Below are 13,082 nucleotides of genomic sequence, written 5' to 3'. Positions count from 1 at the left end.
ATGAAATGGATAATCATTTTTTTCGGTATTGCAGTAAATAGCTCGGCAAGCGTCCTGATAAAGATGGCTATGATGCCACCAAGAAAAATCCCCTCTTTAAGTGAGCCTGTCGCGGCTTTATATAACTGGCCATTCTGGTTAGGGCTGGCATTATATGGCCTGGCTTTTATTCTTTATGCTGCAGCCTTAGCTTTCCTGCCACTAAATGTAGCACATCCTGTTTTGACATCTGGTGCAGTGGCATGCGTTGCATTACTTTCTTTCCTAATATTTCGGGAACCATTTTACTGGACAACCGCCCTTGGTATTGCACTGGTTATGGTCGGTGTCGTTTTGATTACAGCTAAAGTTAAATAGGAATGCCAGAAGATATGCTAAATTCTCAATCTCATTCAGAATGGCAAGTCCCTTCTTATGAAACGCAATGGTGGAAGAATAAAAATCATTCATGGTGTGTGGTGATCCCTGTCATTAATGAAGGGGAACGCATCGTTAACCTGTTAAGACGCATGGCTGCAATAGGTGTGGCTTCCTATGCTGATATTATTATCATTGATGGTGGTAGTGTGGACGGCTCCCTGGCCGTGGAAAATTTAGAAAAATATCAGGTTAACGGACTGCTACTGAAAACGGGGCCGGGAAAGTTAAGCGCTCAGTTACGTTGCGCCTACTCTTTTTGTCTGGAGCAGGGTTATCAAGGGATTGTGACTATAGATGGCAATGATAAAGATGATCCTGAAGCAATTCCTCGCTTTATCTCTGCATTAGAAGAAGGCGTAGATTTTGTACAGGCTTCTCGTTTTATTAAGGGGGGAACAGCAGAAAATACGCCTACATCAAGACACTTTGCTATTCGCTTGCTTCATGCTCCTTTGTTAAGCCTGGCTTCGGGCTTCAAATGGAGTGATACCACTCAAGGTTTTCGTGCATACAGCGGTAGGATGTTAACCGATCCACGCGTAGCGCCGTTTCGGCATGTTTTCATGAACTATGAACTTCTTGCTTATCTGTCTTGCAGAGCTCCCCGACTGGGATATAAATGTATTGAATTAGCAACCATAAGGAAATATCCAAAAGGTGAAGTTCCTACCAAGATCAGTAGTTTTCGCGGAAATTATGCAGTTTTAAAAACGCTGCTTGAGGCTTGTCTGGGCAAATTCAATCCAAAAAACTAATTGGTGTTTATAAAAAATATGGCGAGCTTAATAAAAAAACTGAAGTAAAAATTGTTTGATTACACCCCCAGCCTGTCCCTTAACGCATACCAGGCCGCGCCAAGCGCCGTTAAGGGCGCGCTTAAACGGCGACCGCCCGGAAAAGGCAGATGCGGCAGGCGGGCAAATGCATCAAAGCGTTTTGGCTCGCCTTTCAATGCTTCACAAACCAGCTTGCCTGCCAGATGCGTCCAGGTGACGCCATGGCCGCTGTCGCCCTGCATATAGTAGACGCCATTCTCCAGCCTGCCGACCTGCGGCATCCTCGACAGCGTCAGTAAAAAATTTCCGCTCCAGGCATAGTCAATGTTCACGCCTTCCAACTGCGGAAAGGTTTTCAATAGCCTGGGTCGGATTAGCTCGCTGATGTTGCCCGGTTCGCGCGCGCCATAGCTCACGCCGCCGCCGTACAGCAGGCGGTTGTCAGCGGTAAGACGGTAGTAATCCAGCAGGTAGTTGCAATCTTCCACGCAGTAATTATCCGGCAGCAGCGCCAGCGCCTTATCGCGGGAAAGCGGCTCCGTAACGGCTATCTGTGAGCTGCAGGGCAGGCTTTTGCGGGCCAGCCTCGGCTCCAGATGGGGCGCCAGGTAAGCATTACCGGCAAAAATAACGTATTTGGCCAGAACGCTGCCCCGGGCCGTTTTGACCCGATGCGGCGCACCGTAGGTCACGGCGGTAACCTCTGACGCCTCATAAATTCTGCCGCCGTGCCGGCGAATAGCCTCCGCCTCACCCAGCGCAAGGTTAAGAGGATGCAGATGCCCACCGCTGCGATCCAGCAGGCCGCCTATATAGCGCTCGCTGGCGATTTTACGCCGAATGCCCAGTTCATCCAGCAGCTCCAACTGATGATTGCCATACTGCTGCCAGCGCTTGTGCTGCTGCTTTAACTGGGCGAGCTGACGGCTGTTAAGCGCGGCAAAAATGCCGCCAGGCCGATAGTCGCAGCTAATAGCGTAACGATCGATACGATCGCGGATCACCGCTGCGCCCTCAAACATCATGCTGCCCAGAAGCTGTGCGCTTTCTTTGCCGTAGCGGTGTTCAATAACGTCAATATCGCGGCTGTAAGAGTTAACAACCTGCCCGCCGTTACGGCCGCTGGCCCCAAAACCCACTTTGGCCGCTTCCAGTACCACCACGTCATAACCCGCTTCGGTAAGATACAGCGCGGAAGAAAGCCCGGTAAATCCGCCGCCGATGATGCAGACATCGCACAGGATATCATCTGCAAGCTGTGGCCACGGGGCATGCGGATTGACCGTAGCGGCGTAATAGCTCTGCACATGTTCCATAGCTTTCTCCGGCAAAAAGCGCGACGCTATCAAAAAGTCGTTGGGGTATGAGCGCTGACGATCCGACAGGGCCGCGCAGAAGCGTTATTAAAGCTATGGGGATGGCCGGTATCAATAACATAGCTTTGGCCTGCCTTAAGCTGATACCGCTGGCCGTCGACGGTCAACGTAATTTCCCCTTCCAGTAGTGTGCCGATCTCTTCGCCCTGGTGACGAATCTTTTCGGTTGTCGCGCCTGGCTCATAAGTTTCCAGCATCATGGCCAGCGTCCGTTCAGGGTTTCCGTTATGGATCAGCCGCAGCGACACACCCTGGCTGCCAATATCGATCAGCTCGTCCGCCTCAATGATGACTTTAGGCCGGGTAGGCTGAGCCGGTTCGGAAAAGAATTCAGACAGGGAAAAACCATAGACTTTTAAAAGCTTTTGTAGCGTGCCGATGGCCGGACTGACCTTATCCTGTTCGATGGTGCTGATAGCGCTGTGCGTCAGCCCGGAAAGCTCGGCAACGCGACGCTGCGACAGGCCCAGCTGCTGGCGGATCTCCGCCAGACGACGACCGGGTGCCAGAGGAACATCGCTCATAGCCGGGTTTCCTTTTGCTGCCGAAAAAGGTGCATAACGTGGTTAAAAACTTGGCGCTTTACGGGGGCGACGTCAGCAGTACACCGTGAGGCGTTACCCGTATTGGGCAGTACCGGAGACCGGACACGTTTTCGGCTGCTTGCCGAATACATTATTACGCCAATCAAGGGGTTGTTCGAAATAATGCCCATCCCAACTCTCCGTGCGGTTTTAGTGAGCGCTGAAAGGCAGGATGAAATCGTGCCTCATGCTGCCAATCTGGCACTCCGCAAGGCAATATGCAAAAGATTTTGCCTGGAAAATAAACTTTGTCATAACATTTGCCGCGCTTAATAGTTGACTCTATGTTAAGAAGGCGGCGCTTATTTCGAGCGCCGCGCAAACGTCATAAAGACTCAGCGAAGGCGGGTGGCATCATGACCAATATCGTCGAAGTGGAAGATTTTACGCGGCACAGTGAAGCGCAACGAACCAGCGCGTTCCAGCTTGAAGTAGAAACTTATCTGGAACGCTATCCCGAAACGCAACATGTTGATGTTCTGCTTAATGATTTAAACGGTGTTTTTCGCGGCAAGCGCCTGCCGGTCGGCAGCCTTCTCAGGCTGGAAAAAGGCTGCTATTTTCCCGCTTCTGTCTTTGCAATGGATATCTTGGGCAACACGGTGGAAGAAGCCGGACTTGGCCAGGCCTTGGGCGAGCCGGACAATATCTGCTTCCCTGTTGAAGGCACACTGACTCCCTCTGCAACCGATCCGCAGCGCCTGGCGCAAATTTTACTGACCATGCGTAATCAAGATGGTACTCCCTTTGACGTTGAACCCCGGAATGTCCTGAATCACCTTTGGCAGCAGTTGCGCAATCGGGGATTGTTTCCGGTGGTAGCGGTAGAGCTGGAGTTCTATCTCGTCGATAAAAAGCGCGATGCGGGAGGCGCTATTCAACCGCCTTGTTCGCCGGGCAGCGATGAGCGTAACCGGCAAAGCCAGGTTTATTCGGTAGATAACCTCGACTGCTTTTCTGCGGTGCTGAATGATATTGACCGGCTGGCCGTACTTCAGGGTATTCCTGCCGATGGCGCGCTGGCAGAGGCATCACCAGGGCAGTTTGAAATCAATCTGCGCCACACCCGCAACGTCCTCAGCGCCTGCGATCACGCCGTTCAGCTGAAGCGGCTGGTTCGTCAGGTGGCGGAAAATCACGATATGAACGCCACGTTTATGGCGAAACCTTACGAGGCATGGGCCGGTAGCGGCATGCACGTGCATATCAGCCTGCTGGATGCTGCCGATCATAATGCTTTTATTACCGATGACGGCAGCGACTCCCCTCTGTTGAAGCGAGCACTGGCCGGGATGATCGATCTGATGCCCGCCTCTATGGCGCTGCTGGCCCCTAACGTTAATGCTTATCGTCGTTTTTTACCGGAAGCGTTTGTTCCTTTGCTGGCCTCTTGGGGGCACAACAACCGGACGGTTGCGCTACGTATTCCCTGCGGCGAAGCGGAAAACCACCGGGTGGAATATCGCGTCGCAGGTGCCGATGCCAATCCTTATCTGGTGGTGGCCGCCGTGCTGGCGGGCATCCTGCACGGCATTGATAATCAATTACCGCTGCCCGCAGCGATTACCGGCAACGGTCATGAAGCCGACGGGATGCCGCTGCCGATCAGACAAAGCGATGCGCTGGATGCGTTTACGCAAAGCGCTCCGCTGCAAAAATTACTGGGTGAACGCTTCGGTTTTGTCTGGCACAGCTGTAAGTACCATGAGCTGATGCAGTTTGAGCGCCTGATTACCGCCACGGAAATTGACTGGATGTTGAAAAATGCCTGACTATTTCCGTAAAGAAATGCCTCAGAAAGGCTTTAAAAACTTGTATTCTGCCTTACAGCCCGGCAAAATATGCGCACTGTAAATGAATAACCGACGCTTCACGCGCCGGTTATTTTTTTTGCACAAAAAAACGAAGCCAAAGGGGCCGGTTCAGCCGGACTGATACACACTGACAGTGTTTTTGAGGAACTAAAGATGGGGCAACACTTCATTACGCCGGCCGCAGCCGGTAAACACCTGCGCGACGACTACGGCGCAGCGGCAGCCGTTACCTTCACGCCTGCCTGCTTTACCTTCCCAAATAAGAACAACGCTCGCATAAAGCGAAGTTTCCCTGTGGTTCAACCCAGAAAGGTTGATGCTATGGGGAGGCTGAATCATGTCGCATAATGCCCAGACCTCTGCGCCACGCGCGCACCTGAAAAAAACGCTGACTCTAATGCCTGTAGTGATGATGGGCCTGGCTTATATGCAGCCAATGACCCTGTTCGATACTTTCGGCATCGTTTCCGGCCTGACTGACGGTCACGTAGCAACCGCCTACGCCTTCGCGTTAATCGCGATTCTGTTTACTGCGCTGAGCTATGGCAAGCTGGTTCGCCGCTTCCCGTCTGCCGGCTCGGCCTATACCTACGCCCAGAAAGCCATCAGTCCGCACGTTGGCTTTATGGTGGGCTGGTCCTCGCTGCTGGATTACCTGATCATGCCGATGATCAATATCCTGCTGGCGAAAATCTATTTTGAAGCGCTGGTGCCGGGTGTCCCGTCGTGGATATTCGTGGTGCTGCTGGTTGGTTTTATGACCCTTTCTAACCTTAAGGGCATCAAAACCGTCGCTAACTTTAACAGCGTTATCGTCGTGCTGCAGATGGTGGTAATGGTCGCCATTACCGGCATGGTAATTTACGGCGTGGCGCACGGTGAAGGCACCGGCACGCTGGTCAGCAGCAAACCGTTCTGGTCCGAGCAGGCTCATGTGGTGCCGATGATTACCGGCGCAACCATCCTGTGCTTCTCGTTCCTGGGCTTTGACGGCATCAGTTCGCTGTCGGAAGAGACCAAAGATGCAGGACGTGTGATCCCGAAAGCGATCTTTTTGACCGCCCTGATTGGCGGCGTGATCTTTATCGTGGTTTCTTACTTCCTGCAGCTCTACTTCCCGGACATTACGCGCTTTAAGGATCCAGATGCGTCGCAGCCGGAAATCATGCTCTATGTGGCGGGTAAAGCCTTCCAGTTCGGCATTCTGATTTTCTCCTGCATCACCGTGCTGGCTTCCGGCATGGCCGCGCACGCAGGCGTTTCTCGTCTGATGTACGTCATGGGCCGCGACGGCGTTTTCCCGGAGCGCTTCTTTGGTTATATACATCCGAAGCTGCATACGCCAGCGTTGAACGTATTGCTGGTAGGCGCTATCGCGCTGTCGGCCATTACTTTCGATCTGGTTACGGCGACGGCGCTAATCAACTTCGGTGCGCTGGTGGCCTTCACCTTTGTTAACCTCTCGGTCATCTCGCAGTTCTGGATCCGCGAAGGGCGTAACAAAACGCTGAAGGACAATATCAACTTCCTGGTGTTGCCAACGTGTGGCGCCCTGACGGTTGGCGCGCTATGGATTAACCTGGAAGAAAGCTCGATGATTCTGGGCCTGGTGTGGGGCGCTATTGGCCTGGTGTATCTGGCTGTGGTGACGCATCGCTTCCGTAAACCGGTACCGCAGTACACCGAAGAGCCTATGTAAATTAGTATGCTACGTTGAAAAAGCCGGTTGGCCTCAAGCGCTAGCCGGCTTTTTTTTGCTAAGTTTTTTGGTATCTTTATAGAGAATTATTTAAAAGTCAGGCCTGTTAATATCGCCGATAATTATACGCTTCTGTGCAAAATGGTATAAAGTTCCTTTATCGATCATGACCCAGCCTCAATTAATCGTGACATCTGCTGCGGAAACGCACAAAAAAATATTTAAATAAGTGTAATAACCGTAAATCAATTTAAAGTCTTTTATTAATTTGCCATGAATAAATTATTAATCATAATCTTTTCCCATTTAATAATGGTTGGCCTGGGGCGGGCTAAAACAAGAATTTGTTAAAAACTGACATTTACTATATATATTTCCTAATGCAAGCGTGCCAGATGCAACAGGTTGCCCTAAAGATAGGGAGGAAAGGCAAAATAATCTGCCAGGTGCCAGGTGCCAGGTGCCAGGTGCCAAGTGCATTTGAAGAGCTATTGCAGTTTAAAGGAACAACACCGCAGGAACCTGCTGATATGCGTGGAAACCGTTATTTAGAAGGCTTAAACACCATTAATAGTAAAAGGGTAGAGGATACCTTTGCTTTCAGAGTGTATAAATAATCAAGTTATAACGGAGCAGGAACCTTTTTATTTTAGCTGTTCCTGCTCCGTATTTTTCATTTAAGAATGCTTATTACCTTTAAGCGGTACCAGCTGCACATGCACGCCGTGCTCTTTAGCTATTTCAGCTGTTTTATCTTTGGAGTTATTGTCAAAGGTATGAATTTCGTCTTCTGGCAAATGCCCCTGAACTGGTTGATCACGGCAGCTACAGATAATTCTTCGTTGTAACAAGGTGCAATCACAGCGATTTCTTATTTCTATAGTGCTTTTCCATTCTATGGTTAATCCTTAAATATCAAAAATAGCGCGCTTTAAGGGCAGAATGGACCAGGTAAACAGAAATAATAGCCATAATTAACAAAGCATAATGAGAGGCTTTCCTGTACTCAGGTTTATCTTGCAATGCGTAACCCAATATAATAAATGGAATGATAAAGTAACGACCTTGTACACCATCTACTTTTTCTGTCGGGAAGGCTGACCACTGCACCAGGAGCGCGCAAAAAGTAAGCGTAATGATACTTATAAAAAACAGAAGCAGTAGAGAAACCTCTGCTTTACGAGCGTTAAAACTAGCTTTTTTTAAATTAATGATAAATATGGTATAGATGAAAATTCCGAAGCCCCAATATGCAAAATCAGATAGAGGAATATCCAGCCATCCGAATATACCAATAAAAGACTGATAGTAAAAATTGACGATGGGATAGTCCGTTAGGGTATTAGTAATGATTGCTAAGACTTCAAATGGATGCAATATATAGTGTTTAAGTACATCAATTTGTTCGATTCCAGGGTGATGGATGCCATTGTCATTTACTGTTTTTATTGCGATATAAGTCCATGATAATACCAACGCTGCTGTAATGAAAAAGGTTATAAAACAGATTTTTTTACGCGTTTTGATGTATAACCAGAGGGGAAGGAAAATTAAAGGTAACAAATTGGCCCGGCTGCTGCTCAAAATAAATACGCAAACAGCAAGCGTAATCAATTTTTTAATAAAAACTTTATCGTACTGGCTGTTTAGCAGATTAACCAACAGTGAAAGAGTTAAGGTGGTTAGTGCAAATGTTAATCCGTCAATCGTTGGTGACATGAACTGGAAAATGCTCATTGGCAGCAGTAATACAGCCAGCGCAGGAACAGGAATGGGGTGAATCTTCCATGCCATTAAAAGTACGATCAAACTAACCATTAAGGTTAGTGAAGAGACTAATTTATAGGTAGAAAAGACATTCAGATTCAGCAGGTGGCCTATTTCTAATCCTACAGCCTGAGGAATATATATTGCAGGAAAGTAGAAAGCGATGTTCGCCATAGAGTAAAAATTACTTTTCCCACTCCAGTAGAGATTCTGCATGTCTCTTTTAGTTTGATTCAACTTTTCAGCATCATGTAATCTGATGAAGGGATCGTAGCTTGCACGAAAAGCATTAAGGCTTTCATCAACATAGCCCCCAGAATTCAGTTTTCCGTCAGGAGAAAAGAGGAGGATGTTCCCACTTCTGAGTGCATCGGCACGTGATAAGTGAGCGCCTTCATCAGGAGACATAAAGGGTGGTTTTACATGGAGTATCCATCCAAAAGCAATAGCAACCACTATAAAAAAAAGAAAGGTTAGAGTACTTGTTTTTTTATGAAATGTTGCGCAATTCTTATAATAAGATTCTTTTCTTAATAACATTTTAACTCCTTGTATTTATTTTCACCCTATGAACTTACTCGCGGTGTGATTTTCTTTCTCTTTGAGAAAAAAATAAATTTTGAATAAAGGTAACCAAAGATCAGGCTAAATGCGGAAAAGGCTACAGCAGCAATTAGTGGTGAAGCACATAAATAACCAGCCAGCCAAATATATAAGCAAGAAGGCCCATAAAACCGACAAAAATAAAATATCGGGTGAAAGAGCTTTCTGAATTGAAGGTTCATTTTGCATTTGCAAAAAAGCTGAAAGTCACCGCGACGCAGAAACCAGGCAAGTTACTTGTGAATTGTGACAGCTGAAAAAAATAAAAGCAAGCTCCTAAAATTGACTAGTGGATAAAGTGTTGATGCCACCAATAATGATGTATTTCAGAAATGTTGACTTCATGTAATACTCGTAAATAATTTTGGCTTAAAGTTGGTTATGTTAACTGTCTTCACATAACAAAACCGCATAACACATTTATCCAGAAGATATTTTAGTAATAAATTTTATAAAAATTAAAGTGAATGTCCTTTTGGCTAGCTGGTTAATGTTTGTGCGTAGCTAAACAGCGCTTTCAGCTGCGCCATTTTTGCCTTATCGCCTTCGTACTGATTAAACAGCATCTCCAGCTCCTGCACATAATTCTGCACGCGTTCCGGACTCAGCGCTTCACGACGATGCTGCAACCAGCGGTTTTGCTCATTCTCATCTAACGTGCCGGGGAAGTTGCGCGCCCGATAGCGGAACAGCAGCTTTTCGATCCGCTTATCATTGAAGGTCAAATCCAGCGCGGGCAGGTTCTCCGGCGTTGTTTGCCGGATGATATTCATTGCGCTACGGTCGGCATCGCTGAAAAAGCCATCGTAAAGCTGGGCATCCACATCGTCCGAGGCGACAAACGGCTCCGCCTCCGCATACAACGCCACTACTTTTTCACGCGCCTCCGGGTGCTGACGCAGCAGCGCCAGATTATCCAGGCAGCGCTGACGATCAATTCCCAGACGTTCCGCATCTTCGGGGCGTAACGTGTTGGCCGGGGCGACAACCGGACATTTATTAATATGTACCAGCTTGATCGGCACAGGCGCGGCATCGCCTAATTCTTCACGACGCGTATAAAGCCTTTCACGCAGTGCATCGGCATCCAGCTCCAACAGCGGAGAAATATCCTGGGCGAGATCGCAGGTAATCAGCGCGTTTTTATTGGTGGGATGCCAGGCAAGCGGGGCGATCCAGCTGGTATTGCCCCGCTGGGCGCCGAACATGCCGGAAATATGCATCAGCGGCTTCATCTGCGGGATATCGACCAGCGTCATGATTTTCTGCTTGTTGCGGTGGCTGAACAGGAAGTCGTACAGGCGTGGCTGCTTCTCTTTCACCAGTTTGGCCATGGCAATAGTGGCGTAGACATCAGACATGGCATCATGTGCGTTTTCGTGCGCCACACCATTGGCTTTGGTCAGATGTTCCAGGCGAAAGCTGGGAAAACCGTCATCATTTTCCGGCCACTCGATACCTTCCGGCCTCAGTGCATAGCAGGCGCGCATGACGTCCAGCAGATCCCAGCGGCTGTTACCGTTCTGCCAGCTCCAACCGTAGGGATCGTAAAAGTTGCGGTAGAGCAGGTTACGCGTGACCTCATCATCAAAGCGGATGTTGTTATAGCCGACAATACAAGTATTGGGCTCGCTAAACAGCTGGTGAATTCGTTGGGTGAAAGCCGTTTCGGTCAGGCCTTTCGCCTTCGCCAGCTGGGGCGTAATGCCGGTAATCATCACCGCTTCCGGCTGGGGCAGATAATCATCGGCAGGCTGACAGTAGAAGACTTCCGGCTCGCCAATAATGTTGAAATCCATATCGGTGCGGATACCGGCAAACTGAGCGGGGCGGTCCAGCGACGGACTTTTGCCGAATGTTTCATAGTCGTGGAAAAGGAACGTAGGTTGATTGCTTTCGTTTTTCACTGTTTATCTCTGTCCACTTCTGTTCGTTAACTTCCTGAAAACGCAGCTTTCAACCTGGTTATTTCGGCTTTCTACGTTCACTTGTATTCATTTGCGATTATGGATGTTCGCCTTAGCCCATGTTGTATTGCGTACAGAGTGGGTACAGAACCCCTGAAACCACGCGTACAGAATTATCACGGCCCTCAGCGAGACAACATTGTGTTCTTTACATGGTAAACCATATTCCTGATGCCAAAAAGCAGCAGGGGATAATGCGCCTGCTTTTGCAGTCGTTCAGATAGCGCCAATCCCTCCTTTAAGAAAGGCAAAGGGCACTTAACCCGTCCGGGTCTTAATATTTTCTTGCAATTTTTTAACGCGTTACGACAGCAAATCCCGTACAACAGGCTGTTTTTTTACAGTCTACAGAGGATTTACCGTTGAAGAAGCGTCAGCTTGCAAGTATCAGCCTGGTTCTGGCTATCGTTGCCGTGGCCCATGCTGAAGAAAACCCCTTAGCTTTCCCCCTGACTGCGCCCGCTATCGACGCCGCTTCCTGGGTGCTGATGGATGCCACAACCGGTCAGGTGCTGACGCAGGGCAATGCCGACGAGCGCCGCAACCCGGCCAGCCTGACCAAGCTGATGACCGGCTACGTAGTTGACCGCGCTATCGACAGTAAGCACATCAGCCGCGATGACATGGTTACCGTGGGTAAAGATGCCTGGGCGGCCGGTAATCCCGTGTTTAAAGGCTCCTCGCTGATGTTCCTTAAACCCGGCGAGAAAGTCTCGGTACGCGACCTGAGCCGTGGCGTTATTATCGATTCCGGCAATGATGCCTGCGTCGCGCTGGCAGATTATGTGGCGGGCAGCCAGGCCGCTTTTGTCGATCAGATGAACCAGTATGTGGTTAAGCTTGGCCTTAAAAATACCCATTTTGAAACGGTTCACGGCCTGGACGCACCCGGGCAGTACACGACGGCTGGCGATCTGGCGAAGCTTTCGCGCGCCATTATCTCCGGCGAGCCGGATTTTTATCAGATGTACGGTGAGAAATCGCTGACCTGGAACGGCATTACCCAGCAGAATCGTAACGGTTTGTTATGGGATAAAACGCTGCACGTCGACGGGCTGAAAACGGGTCATACCGAGAGCGCAGGATTTAACATCATTGCCTCCAGCGTGGATGGCCAGCGCCGTCTGATTGCCGTCATTATGGGCGGTAAAAGTTCAAAAGGGCGCGAAGAGCAGGCACGCAAACTGCTGATCTGGGGACAGAACAACTTTGATACCGTACAGCTGTTCCATGCAGGTAAAGAAATTGGCCATGAAAACGTCTGGTATGGCAATCCGCATCAGGTTTCTGTAGGCAGTGATAAAGATGTCTATCTTTCCTTGCCTCGCGAAGACGTAAAAAGAATTAAGGCCAGATATGTGATTGACCGTAAGGATCTTGAGGCCCCGCTGAAGCTGCATGAGCAGGTGGGCACAATCCAACTGGTGGATGGTGATAAAGAACTGGCCTCTTACCCGCTGGTTACGCTTAAGCCGGTAGAGCAGGCGGGCATGATTACCCGTATTACCGATTACATTAAGCGCAAGCTGTAAACCCTGATGGCGATCCGCAGCGGAGCGCCATTTTGCCTGTTTGTTGAGTCGCTGTTACGTCACTGTTATTGTGAGACGGCAATACACAAAAAAACGGGCGAAGCCCTGTAGCGCAGGGTATGATGCCGGGCAATTGGTCAGTGCCTGGAGAAAGTTTTGCGTCCCGACAAGCCGCTATCGGCCTTTGAATTTACCGTTTATCGTAACTATCGCACGGTGCACGGCATTCGCATTGCACTGGCGTTTGTGCTCACTTTCCTGCTAATCCGACTGTTCTCTATACCGGAGGGGAGCTGGCCGCTGATTACGCTGGTGGTGGTGATGGGGCCGGTTTCTTCATGGGGCAATGTTTTTCCGCGCGCCATCCAGCGCATCGGCGGCACAATATTCGGCTCGGTTTCCGGGTTGATTGCGCTCTGGCTTGAGCTGTGGTCGCTACCGGTGATGCTTGCCTGGTGCACGCTGGTGATGTTTTTATGCGGCTTTCTGACGCTGGGCAAACATCCCTATATGGCGCTGCTGATCGGCATTACGCTGGCGGTGA

Annotated in this window: 11 protein-coding genes; 7 read left to right on the top strand and 4 right to left on the bottom strand. The window is 49.4% G+C overall.

The window, feature by feature from the left end:
- Positions 1 to 357, top strand: a 357-nt coding sequence (locus tag RTK32_RS10805; RefSeq protein WP_312043795.1) for an EamA family transporter, incomplete at its 5' end; no start/stop codon positions are given.
- A 14-nt stretch (positions 358 to 371) separates the two neighbouring features.
- The gene (locus RTK32_RS10800) at positions 372 to 1,175 is read left to right on the top strand and encodes a glycosyltransferase family 2 protein (protein WP_312043794.1); all 804 of its coding nucleotides are present in this window, start codon (positions 372 to 374) and stop codon (positions 1,173 to 1,175) included.
- 59 nt (positions 1,176 to 1,234) lie between these two features.
- Here RTK32_RS10800 and RTK32_RS10795 read toward each other — a convergent pair whose 3' ends face one another.
- Positions 1,235 to 2,512 (bottom strand): FAD-binding oxidoreductase, encoded by a 1,278-nt coding sequence (locus RTK32_RS10795; RefSeq protein WP_312043792.1) that lies wholly within the window; start codon positions 2,510 to 2,512, stop codon positions 1,235 to 1,237.
- A gap of 29 nt (positions 2,513 to 2,541) precedes the next feature.
- Entirely contained in the window at positions 2,542 to 3,096 is a 555-nt protein-coding gene (gene puuR, locus RTK32_RS10790; protein WP_312043790.1) for an HTH-type transcriptional regulator PuuR, read from the bottom strand.
- 413 nt (positions 3,097 to 3,509) lie between these two features.
- Here puuR and RTK32_RS10785 point away from each other — a divergent pair, with 413 nt between their 5' ends.
- The 3 genes from RTK32_RS10785 to RTK32_RS10775 all read left to right on the top strand — a co-directional run bounded on the left by RTK32_RS10785 (position 3,510) and on the right by RTK32_RS10775 (position 7,286).
- A complete protein-coding gene (locus RTK32_RS10785; protein WP_312043797.1) occupies positions 3,510 to 4,928 on the top strand; it encodes a glutamine synthetase family protein in 1,419 nt (472 codons plus the stop codon).
- A gap of 379 nt (positions 4,929 to 5,307) precedes the next feature.
- Positions 5,308 to 6,669, top strand: coding sequence for an APC family permease (locus tag RTK32_RS10780; protein WP_312043788.1), 1,362 nt, complete (start codon positions 5,308 to 5,310; stop codon positions 6,667 to 6,669).
- Positions 6,670 to 7,136: 467 nt separating this feature from the next.
- Positions 7,137 to 7,286, top strand: coding sequence for a hypothetical protein (locus RTK32_RS10775; RefSeq protein ID WP_312043787.1), 150 nt, complete (start codon positions 7,137 to 7,139; stop codon positions 7,284 to 7,286).
- A 298-nt stretch (positions 7,287 to 7,584) separates the two neighbouring features.
- On the opposite strand, the gene RTK32_RS10770 is transcribed toward RTK32_RS10775, so the two are convergent.
- Entirely contained in the window at positions 7,585 to 8,976 is a 1,392-nt protein-coding gene (locus RTK32_RS10770) for a DUF2142 domain-containing protein (protein WP_312043785.1), read from the bottom strand.
- A gap of 542 nt (positions 8,977 to 9,518) precedes the next feature.
- The gene (gene sbcB / locus RTK32_RS10765; RefSeq protein WP_312043783.1) at positions 9,519 to 10,946 is read right to left on the bottom strand and encodes an exodeoxyribonuclease I; all 1,428 of its coding nucleotides are present in this window, start codon (positions 10,944 to 10,946) and stop codon (positions 9,519 to 9,521) included.
- A 422-nt stretch (positions 10,947 to 11,368) separates the two neighbouring features.
- Here sbcB and dacD point away from each other — a divergent pair, with 422 nt between their 5' ends.
- Positions 11,369 to 12,538, top strand: coding sequence for a serine-type D-Ala-D-Ala carboxypeptidase DacD (gene dacD, locus RTK32_RS10760; protein WP_312043781.1), 1,170 nt, complete (start codon positions 11,369 to 11,371; stop codon positions 12,536 to 12,538).
- Between the two features lie 156 nt (positions 12,539 to 12,694).
- Positions 12,695 to 13,082: FUSC family protein (locus tag RTK32_RS10755; RefSeq protein WP_312043779.1), on the top strand; the 388-nt coding region annotated here is incomplete at its 3' end.

Origin of the sequence: Erwinia sp. (genome assembly GCF_031978025.1) — a bacterium.
Taxonomy (GTDB): domain Bacteria; phylum Pseudomonadota; class Gammaproteobacteria; order Enterobacterales; family Enterobacteriaceae; genus Erwinia.
The sequence above is the reverse complement of the archived record's forward strand: the minus strand, read 5'-3'. Positions and strand labels throughout refer to the sequence as shown.